The sequence below is a fragment of the Oribacterium sp. HCP3S3_B9 genome, assembly GCF_052064255.1.
GTDB lineage: Bacteria > Bacillota > Clostridia > Lachnospirales > Lachnospiraceae > Oribacterium.
Window position 1 is genome coordinate 86,359 of the sequence record NZ_JBQHVY010000007.1, and the last position, 19,519, is coordinate 105,877.

Annotated in this window: 22 protein-coding genes, 3 tRNA genes and 1 rRNA gene; all 26 read right to left on the reverse strand. The window is 53.1% G+C overall.

Annotated features, from left to right (window positions below; translation table 11 throughout):
- Window positions 1-25: 25 nt before the first annotated feature.
- Window positions 26-1,384, reverse strand: coding sequence for a replicative DNA helicase (dnaB, locus tag ACTNC3_RS05560; protein ID WP_441226753.1), 1,359 nt, complete (start codon window positions 1,382-1,384; stop codon window positions 26-28).
- Between the two features lie 89 nt (window positions 1,385-1,473).
- Window positions 1,474-1,920, reverse strand: coding sequence for a 50S ribosomal protein L9 (rplI, locus tag ACTNC3_RS05565; RefSeq protein WP_410043161.1), 447 nt, complete (start codon window positions 1,918-1,920; stop codon window positions 1,474-1,476).
- Window positions 1,920-3,953 (reverse strand): DHH family phosphoesterase, encoded by a 2,034-nt coding sequence (locus tag ACTNC3_RS05570; protein WP_441226768.1) that lies wholly within the window; start codon window positions 3,951-3,953, stop codon window positions 1,920-1,922. The genes rplI and ACTNC3_RS05570 overlap by 1 nt, the downstream gene beginning before the upstream one ends.
- A 124-nt stretch (window positions 3,954-4,077) precedes the next feature.
- On the reverse strand, window positions 4,078-4,341 hold the full coding sequence (gene rpsR / locus ACTNC3_RS05575; RefSeq protein ID WP_410043162.1) for a 30S ribosomal protein S18: 264 nt from the start codon (window positions 4,339-4,341) through the stop codon (window positions 4,078-4,080).
- Window positions 4,342-4,384: 43 nt separating this feature from the next.
- Window positions 4,385-4,870: a single-stranded DNA-binding protein gene (locus tag ACTNC3_RS05580; protein WP_410043163.1), complete on the reverse strand. Its 486-nt coding sequence runs from the start codon at window positions 4,868-4,870 to the stop codon at window positions 4,385-4,387.
- A 23-nt stretch (window positions 4,871-4,893) separates the two neighbouring features.
- The gene (gene rpsF / locus ACTNC3_RS05585) at window positions 4,894-5,238 is read right to left on the reverse strand and encodes a 30S ribosomal protein S6 (protein ID WP_410043164.1); all 345 of its coding nucleotides are present in this window, start codon (window positions 5,236-5,238) and stop codon (window positions 4,894-4,896) included.
- A 227-nt stretch (window positions 5,239-5,465) separates the two neighbouring features.
- Window positions 5,466-5,651, reverse strand: coding sequence for a DUF951 domain-containing protein (locus ACTNC3_RS05590; protein WP_410043165.1), 186 nt, complete (start codon window positions 5,649-5,651; stop codon window positions 5,466-5,468).
- 117 nt (window positions 5,652-5,768) lie between these two features.
- Window positions 5,769-6,449: a GNAT family N-acetyltransferase gene (locus ACTNC3_RS05595; RefSeq protein ID WP_441226754.1), complete on the reverse strand. Its 681-nt coding sequence runs from the start codon at window positions 6,447-6,449 to the stop codon at window positions 5,769-5,771.
- Window positions 6,450-6,555: 106 nt separating this feature from the next.
- Window positions 6,556-7,554: a DUF2156 domain-containing protein gene (locus ACTNC3_RS05600; RefSeq protein ID WP_410043167.1), complete on the reverse strand. Its 999-nt coding sequence runs from the start codon at window positions 7,552-7,554 to the stop codon at window positions 6,556-6,558.
- Between the two features lie 73 nt (window positions 7,555-7,627).
- Window positions 7,628-8,878 (reverse strand): hypothetical protein, encoded by a 1,251-nt coding sequence (locus ACTNC3_RS05605; RefSeq protein WP_410043168.1) that lies wholly within the window; start codon window positions 8,876-8,878, stop codon window positions 7,628-7,630.
- Window positions 8,868-9,584: a hypothetical protein gene (locus ACTNC3_RS05610; protein WP_441226755.1), complete on the reverse strand. Its 717-nt coding sequence runs from the start codon at window positions 9,582-9,584 to the stop codon at window positions 8,868-8,870. Before ACTNC3_RS05610 ends, ACTNC3_RS05605 begins: the two co-directional genes overlap by 11 nt.
- On the reverse strand, window positions 9,581-10,483 hold the full coding sequence (locus ACTNC3_RS05615) for a hypothetical protein (protein WP_410043170.1): 903 nt from the start codon (window positions 10,481-10,483) through the stop codon (window positions 9,581-9,583). The genes ACTNC3_RS05610 and ACTNC3_RS05615 overlap by 4 nt, the downstream gene beginning before the upstream one ends.
- On the reverse strand, window positions 10,480-11,175 hold the full coding sequence (locus ACTNC3_RS05620) for a TasA family protein (RefSeq protein WP_441226756.1): 696 nt from the start codon (window positions 11,173-11,175) through the stop codon (window positions 10,480-10,482). The genes ACTNC3_RS05615 and ACTNC3_RS05620 overlap by 4 nt, the downstream gene beginning before the upstream one ends.
- Before the next feature lie 53 nt (window positions 11,176-11,228).
- The gene (locus ACTNC3_RS05625) at window positions 11,229-11,678 is read right to left on the reverse strand and encodes a signal peptidase I (RefSeq protein ID WP_410043172.1); all 450 of its coding nucleotides are present in this window, start codon (window positions 11,676-11,678) and stop codon (window positions 11,229-11,231) included.
- Complete coding sequence (locus ACTNC3_RS05630; protein WP_441226757.1) at window positions 11,653-12,762, reverse strand: hypothetical protein; 1,110 nt, start codon at window positions 12,760-12,762, stop codon at window positions 11,653-11,655. The genes ACTNC3_RS05625 and ACTNC3_RS05630 overlap by 26 nt, the downstream gene beginning before the upstream one ends.
- Before the next feature lie 278 nt (window positions 12,763-13,040).
- The gene (locus ACTNC3_RS05635) at window positions 13,041-13,766 is read right to left on the reverse strand and encodes a tRNA1(Val) (adenine(37)-N6)-methyltransferase (protein ID WP_441226758.1); all 726 of its coding nucleotides are present in this window, start codon (window positions 13,764-13,766) and stop codon (window positions 13,041-13,043) included.
- 5 nt (window positions 13,767-13,771) lie between these two features.
- Window positions 13,772-14,845, reverse strand: a complete 1,074-nt coding sequence (locus tag ACTNC3_RS05640; protein WP_441226759.1) for a PSP1 domain-containing protein — start codon at window positions 14,843-14,845, stop codon at window positions 13,772-13,774.
- Window positions 14,846-14,867: 22 nt separating this feature from the next.
- Window positions 14,868-15,785, reverse strand: coding sequence for a DNA polymerase III subunit (locus ACTNC3_RS05645; RefSeq protein WP_441226760.1), 918 nt, complete (start codon window positions 15,783-15,785; stop codon window positions 14,868-14,870).
- Window positions 15,786-15,874: 89 nt separating this feature from the next.
- Complete coding sequence (locus tag ACTNC3_RS05650; protein ID WP_441226761.1) at window positions 15,875-16,450, reverse strand: guanylate kinase; 576 nt, start codon at window positions 16,448-16,450, stop codon at window positions 15,875-15,877.
- Window position 16,451: 1 nt separating this feature from the next.
- Window positions 16,452-17,084: a hypothetical protein gene (locus ACTNC3_RS05655; RefSeq protein WP_441226762.1), complete on the reverse strand. Its 633-nt coding sequence runs from the start codon at window positions 17,082-17,084 to the stop codon at window positions 16,452-16,454.
- An 18-nt stretch (window positions 17,085-17,102) separates the two neighbouring features.
- Window positions 17,103-18,095, reverse strand: coding sequence for a biotin--[acetyl-CoA-carboxylase] ligase (locus ACTNC3_RS05660; RefSeq protein ID WP_441226763.1), 993 nt, complete (start codon window positions 18,093-18,095; stop codon window positions 17,103-17,105).
- Window positions 18,096-18,237: 142 nt separating this feature from the next.
- Window positions 18,238-18,441: a hypothetical protein gene (locus ACTNC3_RS05665; RefSeq protein WP_410043180.1), complete on the reverse strand. Its 204-nt coding sequence runs from the start codon at window positions 18,439-18,441 to the stop codon at window positions 18,238-18,240.
- Between the two features lie 557 nt (window positions 18,442-18,998).
- A tRNA-Glu gene (locus tag ACTNC3_RS05670) sits at window positions 18,999-19,070 on the reverse strand.
- A 6-nt stretch (window positions 19,071-19,076) separates the two neighbouring features.
- A tRNA-Cys gene (locus ACTNC3_RS05675) sits at window positions 19,077-19,147 on the reverse strand.
- Between the two features lie 70 nt (window positions 19,148-19,217).
- Window positions 19,218-19,290: transfer RNA gene (locus tag ACTNC3_RS05680), tRNA-Asn, on the reverse strand.
- A gap of 142 nt (window positions 19,291-19,432) precedes the next feature.
- Window positions 19,433-19,519 (reverse strand): 23S ribosomal RNA (locus ACTNC3_RS05685); the annotation flags it as partial.

The following is a 19,519-nucleotide window of genomic DNA, read 5'->3' on the forward strand; positions in this document are numbered from 1 at the left end:
TCTTACATCCTCATCCTGCGTCTGATCAGTGATTGTCGCGATCGAGGGCAGCGTTTACGAATCGTGTATACTCTGCCTGCCATCCGAGGATGACGGTACCGATCGGACCGTTACGCTGCTTCGCGATGATGACCTCCGCCTCATGCGGATGCTCCGTATCTTTATTATAGTACTCATCACGATACAGGAACATCACGATATCGGCATCCTGCTCGATCGCACCGGACTCTCGCAGGTCGGACAGCATCGGACGATGATCCGGACGCTGCTCTACCGCTCGCGACAGCTGGGAAAGGGCGATAACCGGACACTTCATCTCTCGTGCAACCGCCTTCAGGGAACGGGAGATCTCCGAGATCTCCTGCTGACGGCTCTCGCCGCCACGTCCGCCACCGGACATGAGCTGGAGGTAGTCGATGATGACGAGGTCGAGTCCCTTTTCGAGCTTCTGCTTACGGCACTTGGAGCGGAGCTCTCCGACCGTAATACCCGGTGTATCATCGATGGTGATATTTGCATCTGCGACACGGTCGACAGCATTGATCAGCTCGCCCCAGTCCTCATCCGTGAGGGAACCCTTACGGAGCTTATCTGCATCGACGAGCGACTCCATCGAGAGCATACGGTTGACGAGCTGCTCCCGGCTCATTTCGAGTGAGAAGATCATACATGGCTTCTTCTGCCGTACGCCGACATTATCGAGGATATTCAGGACGAAGGCGGTCTTACCCATGGACGGACGAGCCGCTACGAGGATGAGATCCGAGCGCTGAAGCCCTGCGGTCTTATAGTCGAGCGCTTTGAAGCCCGTCGGGATACCGGTGATCTGTCCACCGTTCTGTGCGGCTTTCTGGATGTTCTCGAGCACCTTCATCGCGACGGTCGCGATATCCTCACTGTCGCCGGTGTTTCTGGTTTCCAGGAGCTTGAAGATCCGCTGCTCCGTCTCATTCAGGATCGTATCCGCGGACTCCGTGCCGCTGTAACACATATTTGCGATATCTTCGTTCGTCCGGATGAGCGTACGGAGAATCGACTTCTCCTTCACGATGGTGCAGTAGGATTTTACATTGGCACTCGTCGGCACCGACATGACGATATCACGGATCACCGCGATGTCGTATACCTCCGGCGGGATGTTGCTCGTCGCCTTCAGCTTCTCGGACAGCGTCACGAGGTCGACCGGCTGATCCTTCTGATAGAGCTGGGTCATCGCGTCGAACATGAGACTGTACTGCTTCTGATAGAAGTCCTCCGGGCGAAGCATCTCCGCAGCAGTGGAGACCGCATCCTTATCCCGGAGCATGGCGCCGATGACACTCTGTTCGGCTTCCTGACTGTGGGGAACGACCCTGGTCAGAATGTTTTCATTATTCTCTGCCATACTACTCCTGTGTGATTCTGTGTAAACCTACCGTATCGGATGTTCCTGCAGGATCTCCCCACAGAACATCGATATGGGATATGTCACGCTTATTCGCTGATCACAGAAACTTGAAGAACCGCCGTGACATCCTTATGAAGCTTGACGTTTACACGATAACCGCCCAGATTCTTCATCGGTACATCGCAGGAAAGCTTCTTCTTATCGACCTCGATGCCGGCCTGCTTCTTCAGCGCTTCCTGTACTTCCTTCGTGGAAACAGAACCGAAGGTCCGTCCGTCCTTACTGGACTTGATCGGGATCGTAACCTTTACCGCCTCGATCTTCTCCCTCAGCTCCTGTGCCTCCTGAAGCTTCTCGGCTGCGATCTTCGCATCGTTCTGCTTCTGAAGCTTCAGTGTGTTGAGATTCTTATTATCTGCGAGGACACCTGTCTTCGACGGAAGAATAAAGTTCCGTCCGTAGCCCTCGGATACCTCTACGATTTCACCCTTTTTACCCAGTGACTTTACATCCTTTAATAAAATAACCTTCATTATGAAGCCTCTCCTTCCTTAATCATCTCGTCGATGGCCTGCTTGATCGTGGCGATCGCCTCTGGCAAGCTGCCCTCGCGAAGCTGCGCCCCGGCGATCGTGCGATGTCCGCCGCCGCCGAGCTTTTCCATCAGTACCTGTACATTCATCTCATCGATGGAGCGTGCAGATACATAGATGAGATCATTATACAGTGTCAGTACGATGCTGGCCTTGATTCCGCGAATGTTCAGCAGCTCATTCGCAGCCTGCGCACACACGACCGTCGGACTCTCGAGTCCCTTCGGTTCGATCGTACTGAAGGCGTACGCGTCGCGGTAGATCTCCGCACTGGAGATGGCCGCTGCCTTCGCCTGATAATCCTTGAAGTTCTCACGGAAGATTTTCCGGATACGTGTGATATCTGCACCACAGCGGCGGAGATAGGCCGCCGCCTCGAAGGTTCGTACGCCGGTCTGCACCGTAAACTCCTGTGAATCGATGACGATACCGCCATACATCGCATCTGCCTCCGGCCCCTTGACCTTGATTCCGTCGGCGATGTACTGCATCATCTCGGCGATCATCTCGCAGGCACTCGACGCATACGGCTCACAGTAACTGAGCACCGCGCCCTGAATCGTCTCACTGCTCTGACGATGGTGATCGAAGACCACGATCGTCTTACATGCCCGGAGCAGCTCCGGTTCGTCGATGATGGATGGACGGTTACAGTCGACCACCACGAGCACGGTACTGTTATCCACCATCTGCAGCGCCTGCGCACCGGTGATGAACATATCCTCCGGATAGTCAGCGCTCTGCAGGAAGCGCTCCTTCAGCGGCAGAATCGGTGCCGTCACCGTATTTTCGACGATGTAGCATCGCTTTCCGAGTTCCGTCACCATCCGATATACACCGGCGGACGCACCGAGGCAGTCCACATCGCTGTTCGCATGGCCCATGACGAGCACGCGGTCCCGTGTTTCCAGGAGCTCTTGGAAGGCCTGTGCCTTCACACGCGCCTTCACGCGGGTTGCCTTCTCCTGCGTCTGCGTCTTCCCACCGAAGTAGGTCAGATTTTCGTTTGACTTCACGACCGCCTGATCGCCACCACGACCGAGTGCCATATCGATGGAGGTATGTGCATACTCATAGTTCTTCTGATAGGAGTCGGCACCATAACCGATACCGATACTCAGTGTGACGGCCATTTCATTGCCGATGTTTACATTTTTCACCTCTTCGAGAATCGAGAAGCGATCCTGAAGCATACGATCGAAATACTGCTCCTTCAGGATAAAAACATATTTATCCTTCTCCAGTTTATAGATCAGTCCATTCACCGACGAGATATAGTGGCTGATCTTTCGATCGATCAGCGCTGTCAGCAGTGAACGTCGAACCTCCTCGATCTGTTCGCGGACCTCATCGTAGTTATCGATGTAAACGAGACCGATGACGATATGCTCCTGATTGAGCTGCGTCCGAAGTACCGTTTCTTCCGTTTCATCCCGAAGGTAAACCGCGATGGTTTTCTGATCCGGCGCATACAGCGATGGCGCACTGCCATCCTCTGTCGTAACCGCTGTCCTCATCAGATCGACGAGATATTTTCGATCCTGATAATCCGAGTGGATCTCCAGGATAACGTCATCCTCCTCCAGCATCTCCTTATGGATATTCGGAAACATCTGCAGGATATTCCGGGCATCCGGACGATTCCCGGCGATTTCACGAAAGCTGCGGTTCGCCCACAGGACATTGCCACGCTCATCGACCATACAGTATGGCGTCGGCATCTCATCGAAGATGGTCGTATGCACCTCACAGGCGCCGATCGCGTAAGCCTGCAGTGCGCCCTGCAGCTTCGACTGACGTGTAAAGTACAGCAGCAGCGCAAAAGCAGTGGCGATGAGAATAAAGGGCAGCAGGATCAATGCGCCACGCGGTTCCGTCAGCCAGAGAACGATATCGCCGAGCAGCAGGATGGCGATGATAACAATTGGCCAGGCCAGATATATATCGATGACACTTTGTGTTTTTTTCTTCATCATAAGCTCTCCCTGAAACGAAGGCATAGCAATTCGAATACGATTATAGCATAAACCGGTATACGAAAAAAGCTGTACCGGAAAACTCCGGTACAGCCTCGTCTTCTTTTCAGTCAGGCTGAAATTAATCTACCTGGTATGGAAGAAGTGCTACGTGTCTTGCTCTCTTAACTGCAAGGGTGATCGCTCTCTGGTGCTTAGCGCAGGTTCCAGTGATTCTTCTAGGAAGAATCTTACCTCTCTCAGAGATGTACTTTCTTAATGTAGCAACGTCCTTATAATCGATAGGCTTAGCCTTCTCGCTGCAGAATACGCAAACCTTACGTCTGCTGCGGAAGCCGCCGGCTCTTCTAGGTCTAGCTGGCTTATCTGACTTCTGAAATGCCATGGTTAATCCTCCTTGTAAAATGTCACAAGGGCATGTCCTCACCTTAATTAAATGGGAGACCCTCGTCCTCTACCCCATCAGGTATATTCATAAAACCATCACCGATCGCAGCACTGCTCTGCTGGCCGCCATGTGACTGCTGTCCATAGCTGCGGTTTGCGGAATAGTTTCCACCATTTCCAGCCGATGCGTTCTTGCTCTCTGCAAACTCCTGATTCTCTACGACGACATCCGTGGTGTAGACCTTCTGGCCTTCCTTGTTCGTGTAGCTTCCGGTCTGGATTCTACCCTCAACCACGATTTTGGTGCCTTGACGCAGGTACTTCTCAGCGAACTCTGCAGAACGTCCGAATGCTACGCATCCGATAAAGTCTGCCGTCTGCTGATCCTGGCTGGCGCCATCCTGTGAGCGGCGCATACGACGATCCACTGCAAGCGTATATCTTGCGATCGCCATCTGGCTCTCACTCTGTGCGTATCTGATATCCGGATCTCTGGTTAATCTACCCATGAGGATAACTTTGTTCATTGTTTTTCTCGCTTTCCGCTTGCTTATTCAGCTTTCTCTTCTGCAGGAGCAGCTTCCTCAGCTACTGGTGCTTCAGTCTCAGCTTCTGGCTTAACAACAAGATATCTGATAACTGGTTCCATAATACGAAGCTGGCTCTCGAGCTCGTTCGGAGTCTCGGAATCACCTGTGAATGGGATAAAATAGTAGAAGCCTTCCTTCATATGCTGAATCTCATATGCAAGTCTCTTCTTGCCCCACTCCTGGATGTTCTCTCCGACAGCGCCACCGAAACGAGTAACATACTCCTTAATCTTCTCGATTGCAGCTGCTCTTTCATCATCTTCGAGCTTCGCACTCAGAACAACACATAACTCATATTTGTTCATCTGCTTTTACCTCCTTTTGGTCTCTGGCTTCCGCTCCTGGGCGGAAACAAGGAATTTAGTCATACGATATTGCATCTTAACAGAAAACAAAGTTGTTTGCAAGCTATTTTGATTGAAATTTGCAACTTATTTTTTTCGGGTTTTCCGTGCTTTTTTCTGCTTCTGCACATTCTCCCTTCGATAGATGATTCTATCCTTTTATACAGTATCATCTATCATCTGCCGCTTCATTCCGGCGTACGGATGTGCCGGATCATCCCATCCACCTTCGCCCTCGGAAGCATCAGAAGATGACCACATCCAGCACAGCGAAGACGGATATCCGCCCCCACACGGAGGACGATCCAGTCATCTGATCCGCAGGGATGCTTTTTTTTCGCACTGATGATATCTCCGACATGGATTTCTGTCATACACACCTCTTTCTATGCCACGTTCGACGACCCGATCAGACAGTGTACCATCCGATCATCGCTTATGCCCGTCGTGGATCATCCGATCTTACGATATAATCGTTCCACTGCATACTTCTATACAGCTTCTGCGATATAGATCCGCTGCTGCCGAAGCCAGTGGATCGCCTGCGTCCGGTCGGTCTCCTCCGGGAGACCACTGAACGAAAGAAAATCCGGCAGCGAGAGGATCCTCGCCATGATGACCGGGTGCGCCGGAAGCCCGGAATCGGACAGTTCATCTGCCTCCGCCGCCATCGCCTGCTGCGCCTGCACACGACGTACATAATCATCGTTTTCTTCTATATATACGTCATACGCCTGCTGCACCGCCGCATAGTCTGTGGCCTTCGTGGTCTGAAAGTCACATACCGTATGGAAGTCGAAGGGCTGATAGATGGCTTCATCGACGGGGAGGAGGAAGCAGAACGGGATATGCGCTTCCTCCATCAGCTGGAAGCCGCGGCGAAGAAGTGCTGCCATACAGCCCTGATGGCGTGCCTCCGGTGCTGTCGCCACCGCATAGATATAGTATACACGGGCACGCGTGCCTTTTTTTGTACGCATCACAAATGGATTCAGATGCGCCATCGCGACCAGCTGTCCATCCTTCCACATCGCAAGGATGATGCTGTCGCTGCAGCGATCCTGATAGTACCAGTCGAGAAAGCGTGCACTGTCCTCCGGAAATACCCGCTCATACAGTGCGCGTGTCCCTGCTTTTTCTTCGCGTGTTCGTAGCACTCTGATTTCTGTCATACGATGTCTGCTCTTTTCTGATGCTCTGCATCGCTGTCTGGTTCTGCTGTATCGATGTGCATCCATGCACTGCACGGAGCAACACCGAAACTGCCGTCCCTCGTACTCATCCTTCGGATGCGGTATGTTCGTACTGATCGATCTCCGCCTCATACCGGTCGGTGATTTCCGCCTGCCAGCCAGTGAAATCCGTCTGGAGGAGCATGTATTTCCGTGCATATCCGCACGGATTGTAGCTTTCCTTCGCGCGCCGCAGTCCTTCGAGTCCCAGATCGTCCTCCCGGTTGACGAGCGCAGCCTCCGGAAATTCATGGATGAGAAACTGCTGATTGATGATCTGATAGATGCCCGGAATGTCTGCATTGCCCTTCTCGACACTGATGCAGGCCATATTCTCACGAGGGTTTAAGGCGCCCATGGAAAAGGCCTCCAGCTTTCCATCGATGAAGATGCCACCGATGTGGTAGTCCGGGAGAGAGAACTCCGACTGAAGCACCTGGTGAATTCCCTTCACCTCGTACTCCAGTGATGCTTCGGCTTCCTCATCCCCGGAGTGTTTCGCATACCACTGATCGAGAAATCCCCAGATCGTCAGCTTATCTTCGGCATGAAGTGTACGATATTCCCAGCGTCCTTCATATTCCCGGCAGAACTTGTTCACGAGATTCTTTTTCTTGTGAAACTTCTTTCCCGGCAGCGTCCGGAGCTCCTCTCCATCGTAGAGATAGTCCCGGAGATCGCGCTCCTCCTTTACGAGGAAGTGCGGATCCTCCTCGAGCTTCAGGAGCTGCACAGCCTCTTCATCTGCGAGATAGATCTTCAGCGGCTTCTTCAGCACCTCATTAAAGTACTGACGAAGGAGATCGAAGTAGTATGGCAGATCCGTCTCGCTGCAGTATGGCATCGCGGAGAAGTACTCATCGCCGTTTTTCATCTGTACGAGTACCGCCCTCTCATCGACGATGGCCGTCTTTACATCATAGTACTCGCTCCATAAAAATGTATCCAGCACACCGCTGTCACAGGTCTTATTCGGACGCATCGCGTAAAATGGGGCCATACGCGCTGCCTCCTTCGGATTCGCCCTGTTAAAATGTATATCCATAAAACCTCCTGTTTTTCATAGTAATCGCTTACAGTATATACATTCCCTCCCCGAAATAAAAACTTAACTTTTTCTAAAGTGTGCTCGGGGTGGCGATTTTCTCAGCATCCGGGCACGCTGCGATGGCCGTTTCATCGGGCAGCATTTCTTCCTCACCTCCTTCTTCTGGTGTTTTCTGTAACACATCCGTTTCCTGCGACGCATTCGTCTCCTGTGCCTCGATCGTCATCATCGCAGCTCCCGCCATCACCTCCTCGGCACAGATATCTTCGTACAGCTGCGCGCTCATCGCTGCCGCTTTTCCGCCTAGAAAGGACATCATCGGGCTTTCTTTTCGTTTCGTCTTAGGAAGTCCGCTTTCTTCCGATCGACATGGTCCGTTCAGCTCCGCCCCTACACCGAGCTCTGTCAGCTTCCATCCGACGAAGGCATAGCGTTCTGCTGTCGCCCCGGCGGATGCCCGCCCGCTTCTGCGCCCGGATGAAGTGCTTTCCCGGAGCTCCGGCAGTGACAGATACGTGAGGTTCTCTGTCAGCGTCTGATACGAGGTGCTCCCCGCCGACGGCACTGCGGCTTCCTCTGTCGGGTCATGCAGTGCATAGCGGATCTGATAGTAGAGATCCTGGTAGCGCAGTCGAAGCAGGCGCTCCATCATCTGCTCCCTTCGTTCGGGATGGTCCCGGTGTACGGCATAGGCCCCGAGGTAGATATCATGAAGCAGAAACTCGTCCGGCAGCCCGCTGAAGATATACTGCTCTCCGAGCGCCTCTTCCTGCTTATAATACAGATAGATTTCCGGCGGATCCGGCACGATGAAGCGGATCGGCTGACAGTTCTTTTCGTCCTCGATTCGAAACTCCCGGTTATTGATGAAGACCGTCTCGAAGCTTCCACTCGTGCTGTAATCCGTATACTCCTCCGAATCGATGCGGATACTCGAGCCCGCCCGCTGGATCTTCGTATTCAGAAAACCATCGTGCTGACCAGATAGACCGATGGCCTCCTCCATGGTTTCAAAAAAATCATGATATTCCGCATGTGGATTCTCCGCGAAGTTAAGCTTGATTTCCGGGATACGGATCAGCAGCTTATCCCGGGGGATACCCGACGCAGCGCTCTCGCCCGCCGGTCGCAGACTCTTCACTTGAACATTTCCTGTGATTTCCACTTCGACGGTATTGTCATCCGCATCCATATGAACGATGTAGGCACGGCTCTGTCCACCGGACATCGTATCGAAGCAGATGTCTGCCCGCGCGCAGAAGCTGACGCTGAGTGACAGTGCGATCGACAGCATCGGCAGCCGCAGCGCTCTAGCTTCCATGGCTCACCTCCCGGATCCTGAGTCCGCGCGCCGTCGGCAGACGGTAGTACACCACGGCATAATTCTCACCCAGGATGCACTCCTGCTCCGCCACCGTCGCGATACAGCGATAGCAGGTCGTTCCGAATCGAAGCGCCTCCGGCTCGAAGCAGTTCTGCGCTGCACTCGCCGTGCCGATATCCACATAGCCCGCCCCGTCGATGCTTTTCTGCCAGCGGTAGCTGCTGTATCCCCGTGGCTCAGTCAATGCAGTCTCACCGGCACCCGCCCGGTACAGGTAGCGGATCCCGCTGACCGGATCCGTGAGCGTCAATCCGCCTGCGCTTCGTCCGGCCGGAAATCCGAAATGCCGGATGTAGTCCTCCTGTGACATCCCTTTATCCTCCAGTATATGCTTCGTGATGCCCCGGTCATTCCAGAGCCCATCGAGCTGATAGCGATGATTCGCCGCATGATAGGAGAAGCTGATGGCCTGCACCTCTCCTGTCGCCGGGATGAAGCACTCCTCCACGCCCAGCGGAAGCACCTCCGCCGGCTGAAACGGTGCACCGACATCCCCGACATCCTGCCAGAACAGCACATCCTGCTCCGCCGCCAGTGCACGTAACAGACTGCCCTCCAGCAGTGCCCATACGCTGAGGACAAGCAGTGCCCGGAAAAAGCGTGTGTTCGCTTTTCCACGGTGGCTGTATCTGCACCTGATCATATCGCCTCCTTGCTTACGGAAATATCCGCACTCACTTCCTTCCCATCGAAATAATCGTACGCCTTCGCCTGAATCCCCTGTGATGCCAGCGTGATTTCATATACAGGGGAACGCACCACCCCGGCCTCTGCCACGAGCTCATAGCGCACATACTGCGGGATGTTTCGCTGTAGTGTCAGCAGCTTCGCTGCATCGAAGCTGCTCCACTGCATCTGACTTCCAGGCGTTCCTGCGCCCTCCATACCAACGGCACGATACCAGCGGATCTCCTCGATCGGGTGTGAGCCCGCCTCGACCAGCTCCGACAGAAGCACACTTCGACTGCGTGTCGGGATCTGCAGCTCGCCACCCGTCAGGTCGAGAACGCCGGTGACCGGCCCATGCGTAAAGCCGGATGTCCCATCCGCACTGGTCGCTGCACGAAGCAGCAGCTTTCCCTTCAGCGCGAGGACGCCTTCCGGCAGTGCTTCTGCACCAGGGAAGGACAGAACATAGTCCAGCACCAGACGTTCACCTGCATCGAGGCGAAGAACCGCATTCGTGCCTGCTGCCGTCCCACTGTTTCCGCCTGTACCAGACGACGCTGTGCCCGTCGTTCGTTCGAGTCGTACGCGACGTTCCTTCTCCTCTGTTCCATTGACATAGAGCACGTGCTGATCGCTGAGATAGACCGGAACACTGCTCTCATTTCGTATCTGAAACTGTACCGTCAGCCGGCTGTCCTTCTCGATTTCCTTCGGTATCGTTCCGTACGATGGTTTCGAAACCGTAAGTCCCATCGATGCGGCGGCGGCCCGTATGCTCGCCTGCTGCTGATCCGTAAAATACGCTCCAGCCCCACAGAGCAACACGAGCATCAGAAAGATGAGTGTGAGGAGAAGGTTGAGCCGCCGTCTCATGATGCCTTCTTAGACTCATTGGCGACGATCAGCCCCTGGATATAGGCGAAGTTTGTGGCTGCACCATCCTGCTCCAGATTTTCCTTCTGGATCGCATAGATTTCTGCGCCGACATCACATTTTCCACCGGCGAAGCTGTTATCGGCACTCGGACTCAGCCGCAGCGTGAGATTCACCGGGATACCATTCGCCTGACTGTCCAGAACACCATGACCGACGATGAACTTTGCGACCTTACTGTCCTTCGACAGCGAGAGAAACTTGAGCGAATTCGCCTTCGAAAGCTCTGCCAGCGGGATGTCATTGACCGTACCGCCGCCGGCAACGCTCCCGGCTTCATCCTGCAGCATTTTGATTTCCTCCGGCGTCAGCGGTGTTCCGGTCATCTGAATGAACCACTCCACCGGATCCGACATCGGGATACTGGAGGTCAGTGTCACCTCAGAAAAAACGATGGCATCCTTCGAGCCGACTTCCTTTTTGATCGTATAGACGAGATCCCGGGTATCACCCGGCACCATATTCGCGACCAGATCGTCCGAAAACTTCGTCTTATCGACGGTGATACCGAGCTTCGCAGCGGTCGCTGACACCTTGATATCCTTCTTATCTGTGAAAAATGCATAGGCACCCGCCAGGACCGAAATCGCTGTCACCGCCATCACACCCGCCATCAGTATTCGTTTTTTCATGTTCATCTCCTTTTCTTTTTTCATTCGTGTTCTGTACGCCACCCGGTCGGTGCTCAGAAGAGAATATATTCCACCGTGCCGAGGATGTCCGCCTCCTGCACCCGTCCCGGATCTGCGTGTTCATTATGATCACCCTTTGTGATATAGCCACCCTCGTCTTTCCCTATCAGTCGATGGGTGACATACGTATCCATGCCGAAACCAGTCGCACGAAACAGGATGATATCATCCGGTTCCGGGGCACCCGTCCGCTCCCTGACGATAAGAATGTCACCAGAGGTATATGTGGGCTCCATGGATTCGGAGAGTACCACGACCGGCTTCCATCCGAAGAGGAAAAACGGCGTTCCATACCGCCGCTCCCGATAGGATGAAAGCATGGCATAGACTGCAATCACCATGAGAAACAGCGTGAGTATGCCGGATATCCATCCGAAGAACGTGTTCAGCTTTCGTTTGAGACCTCCTTTTGTTTTTTTACACGCTCTGTTCTGTCGATGCATATGCACTGTCCTCCTGGTTTTCTGACTGTGTGGCCCGATACAGGAGCCAGCACTTCATGATGATAAGGATCAGTAAGAGGACGAAGAGGAAGAGACAGATGACAAGCAGCACCTTCTCCCGCTGTGTCGGCCCGATATACAGTGTCACCGGATCCTGTATCGTCCCGCTTCCACCCTCTGTACTGATCTGTACGCTTGCGTGCTTCGGGCTTACATCCCGGATACGAAGCGCCAGCCTGGCGTTTCCGCCATCGTTCGTTGTGCCGTTTTTCTTCTCATTTTCCGTTTTTCCCACGCTTTTCGCTGCAGAAAAATCCCGCTCCGCTCCGGCGCCTGCTGCCTTCCTTCTCGTCTCCGGCAGCTCCTTCTTCGTACATTTCCTTTCTTCCAGGGAAGGCTTCGATATCCCCGACACATCGGGCGTCGAATCGATCCCGGACAGTTCCGCCGGATGTTTCTCAGCAGCTCCATACGGTCTGGAGGCGGTTTCCACCAGATCCTCCGGATGCGCATAGATGCGGTCGATCCACTCCATGAGCTGATCCATCAGTGTTCCCGGCGGATCCTCTGCGTGAAGACCATGCGTTTTTCCGTCATAGCCCTCGCCGCGAATCGAGGTTCCACCGTGTCCACCACCACCTGTCTGGCTTCCTCCGGAAGGACGGCCATCACTTGCGTTTTCCACGTCCTGTGTTCCGGCGCCGGATGACGGCGGTGGTTTCATCGTTTCTTCTGGTTCTGCTGTTCCCGGCGGCTTCTGTGTCTCCGTCGGTGTTTCCGTTTCCGGTGGTTTTTCCGTCTCTTCCGGCGGTTGCTCCTGCAGTGGAGCATCCGTTCCGGAGAAACAGATCGACAGCGTCAGCGTATTCCCGGCCACCGCGTTCGTCGTCTCCTTTCGTAAGTGGAGTCGAAGCGCCAGCTGTTGTTCACACCCCGCAGGGTGTGTGAGGATCTGCTCGAAGCTGTCCGTCCTGGAAAGCGAAGCGACCGTTCCATGAAGGAAGGCTTTTTCCCCATCCAGGAGGCTCAGCTCGAGCTCCTCTGCCAGTGCCTCCGACCCGGTAAATGTCACGGATTCTACCATGTACGCAAGGCGCCTGTCTGTATGGTTTTGTACGAGAAGGATGTGTTCTGAGAGATCTCCCGGCAGAAGTTCATCCACACTGGAGAGATCAAGTTGAAACTGGAATTTTTCAGAATCGGCAACAGCCGTCGCCGCTGCCGGAAAAGAAAAAAGCACGAGAAACAAGGAAGTAAGCGTTAAAAGCTTCTTGATATTTCTCATGCTCAAAGACTAGCACAGTATGTGATTTTTGAAAATGTCTGAAAACGGACTATAATCTGAAAACAGACTATAAAATATCACGGTTTCAAGCCGTAAATCTGCATTATTTCATCCGAATAAATTTTTTTCTGACGGTACACGATCAGCGGTTTTTCCACCGTCAGCTGGCTTTTTCCACCCTTCACCGCCTCGATCAGCACCATGTTCGGTTCACTCTCGAGATACGGATACACGAGACGCATCCGCTTCGGCTCGAGATGCTCTGCACGAAGCGCGCAGAAGATATCCGCGAGCCGATTCGGCCGATGGACCATAAACAGCCGGCCATTCGATTTCAGCGTAAAGGCCGCTGCCGCACACACATCCTCGAGGGTACACAGGACCTCATGTCGTGAGATGAGCTTCCGGTCGGTCTGGTTTCGAAGGCCGGACTTCATGTATGGTGGATTTACCGTCACGATGTTCATACTCGAGTCATAGCCCATCGATCGGATATCCCGGAGATCCCCTAAGCGCATCGTCATCCGCTGCTCCTGGTGATTCAGCGCCACCGAGCGCTCCGCCATCGACTGTACACTCGGCTGCACCTCCAGACCGATCAGCTCCTTACACTCCGTTTTCGCCGCAATAAGAAGCGGGACGATCCCCGTCCCGCTGCATAGATCCAGCAATCTGGTTTCTGACGTCACGGCCGGCACGGCGAAGTTCGCCAGCAACACGGCATCCATACCGAAGCAGAAGCCCTCACTGTCCTGTATGATTCTGTAGCCATTACACTGTAAATCGTCGATTCGCTCTGCCATACACCTTACGCATCCTGTCCCTGCACGATGTCCACACCCAGCTTTTCCACCTGCTCTACGATCTCGACCACATCCGGCTGAGCCGCCTTCTTCTGCGGATCACCGCCCTTCGGACTATGTGCACGCTCATGTCCACCGCTCGCCGCATGCTCACCGCGACCGCTACGACCTTCCTTTTTTCCACCCGAAGCACTTCCCTGCGCGTTCTGTGCACGGTTGCCCTTCTGCTCCGGCTTCTTCTTATCGCCACTCGGACGCTTCCGCGGCTTGAACTTAAGCTCGGAAACCTTATACTCCCGGAGCTCCTTCTCATCTTCCTTTTCGAGACTGACGACGACCTTTACCTTTTGGCTGAGCACAGAGATGCTGCTGACCTCGCCTCGAAGACCATCCGGTGTAGTAACTGTATCACCGACGGACGGAAGACGTGCATTCAGGAACTCGTAGACATCCTCCTCGTTCTTAAGGCAGCACATCAGACGTCCACAGACACCGGAGATATTCGTCGGGTTCAGGCTGAGCCCCTGCTCCTTCGCCATGCGGATCGACACCGGCGCAAAATCGGACAGGAAGGTATGACAGCAGAGCGGGCGACCGCAGATACCATAGCCTCCCAGCATCTTCGTCTCATCACGTACGCCCACCTGTCGAAGCTCGATCCGCGTACGGAAGATCGCCGCGAGATCCTTCACGAGAGAGCGGAAATCCACACGACCATCCGCCGTAAAGTAAAACAGTACCTTACTGCTGTCGAAGGTATACTCTACATCGATCAGCTTCATCTCGAGATTATGCTTACGAATCTTCTCCTGACAGACCTTATAGGCCTCCTTCTCCTTCGCTTCGTTGTCGAGGTGGCGCTGATCATCCTCAGCGTTCGCCTTACGGATCACTTCCTTCAGCGGCTGTACGATTTTCGCATCCTCCGTCTCACGGTTTCCCATCACGACGAAACCATACTCGATACCACGTGCCGTTTCCACGATGGCATGCTCTCCGCGGGTGAAGTGGATATCCTTCGGATCGAAGTAGTATATCTTCCCGGCGGTTCTGAATCTAACTCCAATTACTTCTGTCATATATTCCTCATTTTATCGCATTTTATATACTGGTATCCCTGAGCCGGAGCAGAAAATTCTCCAGCATCAGATCCCGGTTCACATTAAACGTCTGATTCCGAAGCATACGCTCCAGATCATCCGTGGCCTGACCGAGTTTTTCGTAGCTCATCGCGGAGGCCATACGTATGATGACATTGACGGAGTCCTGTGCATACAGAAGCTCCATCTGCGACGTGCTTTTATAGCATAGCACATCCCGTAAAATAATTTCAAGAAAGCCAAGCAGGCTTCCCTGCGGCACCTTCCAGTCCTTACTCACATGTGTACAGAAATCGAGAATTTCGCGACCTGTGCGGAAGCGAATCTCGGACAGAAGCTTCACCGTTTCCTGCGCCCACTCCTCCGTGATCATCTCCGCATAACGCTCCCGGACATCCCGTTCGCCCGCCTTGATTTCGATGACACGCGACAGTATCGTCGGCAGAAACGCATCTGCGTTCGCCGCAAGCAGCATGATCACAACATACTCCGGCGGCTCCTCGAGGGTCTTCAGAATCGCATTCTGTGCCTGCGGATTCATCATCTCCGCATGCTCGATAAGATAGACCTTATAGGCCGCCTCATACGGACGCACGGCGACCGTATCCGTCACGTGGTCACGGATATTGTCGACCGAGATGATCGTCGGATGCTCCTCCGGCTTATTCGGCACGATTTCAAGCATATCCGGATGCTCATGGTTCTGCACCCGCTTCCGGACGCTGTCCGCCCACTCCTCACAGCTCGCATACCCACGCTGCTGATAAATCGGCATCGCGCCTGTATCCACCGATGACGGATCCCGGCTGAGCAGCTGCACTGTAAATTCCATCGCAGCCGACTTCAGAAGCTCCATATCCTCGCCCTCGATCAGATAGGCATTGTATATTTGATTTTCCGGTATTTTAATTGCTTTCATTGATACAGCTCTTTTTTATCCGTGGTCACTCCGCGCATGCCCCTGCACGTCTTCTGCCTCCGATTCCACCCACAGGCGCTCTTCCGGTTTCAGCCTCTCACATCCCGTTCGATCTCTTCGATGCAGTCCTCGAGATCCAGATTCAGGTACCGTCGGTCAATGCCGGCGGCCGCAAGCTTCTCCTCGGAAAAATCCACACGGTCCGCCTCGAAACGGCGCTGCATCTCCGCAAGCTTCGGTGTCGCCTCCTTCATCTCTCGAGCCCGCGCACGCGCCCGTCGGATCTCATCCGGCACTTCGATATAGATCGGGAAAACATGTCCGGCACCGAAATAATCCCGGGTACTGACATAGCTCTGGAGCACACCGATCATCAGGTAATCCTGCCCCGTCCGGAGCACGATCTGTCCATCATCGACCGTCGCATAGCGCCATGGACCATAGACCGTCTGGTATGTCCGTTCCTCGATGATCCGACCCGTCTGCTCAAACTGATCCATCCTCTGATCCGTCACAAAATGATACTCGACACCCTCGCGCTCACCCTCACGAATCGGACGCGTCGTATACGGCGTGACCTCCTTCCAGTCCGGATGAAGCGCCTTCAGCCGCTTATAGATCGTATCCTTTCCGCTTGCTGACTTTCCAAACAAATAATAGATCATCTCATCCTCCGACCGGACCGCCCTCGCTGATGATCGCACCATCCTTCTGCACCGTCTCCGGACTTTCCTTGACGGTATCCGGGCCGACGACCGGACCGTTACTGACCTCTCCCTGACGGTCACCTCCAGGCACAGGACCTTCGATGTCCGTATCCTTTCGAGACGGCAGCTCCTCTACCTTATCCGTGGACTTCGATTCCTTCGTCTCTCTGCTTTCGTCTTCCGCCGTGCTTTCCTTCTTCGACTCTGCTTCAGAGGACTTTACACTCTCCTCGATGGAGGCTTCAACGGACTCGATCTTCTTTTCGATCTCCTCATCCTCGGCACCGGTCGCTGCCGTTTCCGACGGCTGCTGCGCACTTTCTGTCACCTGGATCTGAGCGCTCGTTTCGACCTCAGCACTCTTCTTCGTGTCAATGCTGACCACGGTCGCTGTTTCACTCTCCTGTGTTTCTGCCGCGGTCACCCGAAGATCTGGAAGCGTAAAGCCACTCACATTTTTAAATACGAAAAACGCCACCAGGATCGCGATGATCAGCATCGACACCGCAAAAAGAATCTTAAACAGATCCCCGACCAGCGTCGCCTCCTTTCGCTTCTTTCGTTTCGTACTCCGCTTTCTATAATCACTCATTTCACATGACTCCCAAACTTATTTGTACACGATCTGATCGCCATCCCGCAGACGCACCGAGACCTCACCGAAAACCAGTGTACCCTCGCTTCCATCCTGCTCGACGATCTCCAGCGTTCCGTCCGGGCGGATGCCGGTGGCTCTGGCCGGCCGCTGTGTCTTTCCATCGATGACCATGATGTCATGTCCCGGCACCATGTTATGATCGATGTATTCCTGTGCCAGTGTCTTCTCCGGTGCGAGCGCATAGAACTCCCGAATCAGCTCCGCTGCGATGCGGTTACGATCCACGATTTTTCCCTCGGAACGCTTTCCGAGAATCGATCCGGCCTTCTCGCGGATATCCTCCGGGAAGCCCTCCTCCGGTTCATAAAGATTGATGCCGATGCCGACGATGACGAATTCCATGCGGCCCGACTCCATACTGGTCTGCCCCTCCGAGAGAATACCACAGACCTTGTGGCCCTCATAATACAGGTCATTGACCCACTTGATGGAAAGCTCGACTCCGCAGACCTTGCAGACAGCACGATAAACTGCGACGGCAGACTGCGCGGTCAGCATCAGATTATCCATGACGGTACCCTCCGGACGAAGCAGCATGCTGATATAAAGACCGGTTCCTTTCGGTGAGAAGAAACTGCGCCCGAGTCTTCCCTTGCCGCCGGTCTGATAATCGGAAATCACCGTTGTCCCTTCCGGCACGTGCTCTGAAACCGCCAGCTTCTTCAGCACATCATTCGTACTCGTAATCTCCTGAAATACCGAAACCGGATACGCATGCTCCAGATAACGGGAGATGGCCTGTTCTGACAGCACATCACTTTCCAGTGAAAGCATGTATCCCTTATTTTTTACAGCCTCGATTTCATAGCCATCCTCCTTCAGCTGATTTACCGCCTTCCAGACCGCCGTACGAGAGCAGTGAAGCTCCTGTGCGATTTCCTCACCGGAGATATAGTGTCCCTTGTTTTCTTCAAATAATCGGATCAATGTTTCCTTAACCGTCATGTCAGCCTCCACCAGATCTCAAGTTTACTATTCTGACCCGTAAATAATAACAAAAATCCATATTGAATACAAGAAAGGAGGCCGTACCAATACCGACCCCCTTTCTTACGATTTTCTACAGATTTTTACGCTACCTGCTCCCTCATGCCAGTGATACCCACTGGAAATTAATCGAGGATGAGCACGCATCGACATATTCTCGTTTAAAAAATCCCCCATCTTTCCGATGAAGCATCTGGTCCCAGTTTTCAGCCGGGCACTCTTCTCCATTAAACAGGATCTGAAAGCCCTTCTCACGAAGTCTCTGAAGGCCTTCAAGAAATCTCACGTTCATCTGGTAATCCATACTGCTCCTCTCCTGCCGGAGATACACATCAGACCAATCCCAGATCGTCTGTATGCACCACCGAACATCATGAACACATTGTTTTTTCGTTCTGAATCGCCAAAACATTTAAAATAGTCAGGATGATTCGAAAAGAGGGGGATCTGCGACCGCAGAGGCACCACTAAACCTTCGCAGATCGCAATCCGTAGACGTCTCGCTCTCCAAACAACATCTGCCGGATGTTCCGAGGATTGTACTTTCTCGTGAACAATTGCATTATACCGTATAAATTTCATTCTGCATATAGTCTACATGTAGACTATAGTCCGCAAAACGACTATGGTCTGTTTTCAGACTATACCTTATGTAGTATGTATTTCCATCCTGAATCGTTTTCATATTATATATGTAGAGAATTATCTTCGACCGATAATTTTAAAATTTTTTCTGACACCTGGATTTCTGCTCATTATATATGCGAGATATGTTCGAAACATATACTTCTGATTCACATATTCCGAATCTTTTTTTATTTCCGGGCACAAAAAAGTCCCAGGATACTTCCCAGGACCTGATGACGCCAACGAGATTCGAACTCGTGATACCACCGTGAAAGGGTGGTGTCTTAACCGCTTGACCATGGCGCCAAAGAGAGGCGAGAGTCGGATTCGAACCGGCGCTCAGGGTGTTGCAGACCCATGCCTTACCACTTGGCTATCTCGCCATAAAATACATTTTTAAAAAACAAATAGGGTTAAGACAAGCATCGATGTCTTAATCCCACTGTCCAGAAGCTCCTCCAGTTGGACTCGAACCAACGACACCGCGGTTAACAGCCGCGTGCTCTACCGACTGAGCTATGAAGGAATAATAACAAGAATATCTGCAAAATCTTTCATTCTAAAGAAAGATTTTAAAACATCAAACCTACCAGCACATCTACTGTCGTAGATGCCGCATACTCGTGAATGTGGATGTAAATCTCCACGCTTCACTCGTCTTGCGCACATTGGATAAGCCCTCGACCTATTAGTAACTATCACCTGAATGCTTTGCAGCACTTACAGCTTAGCCCTATCAACCTTGTAGTCTTCAA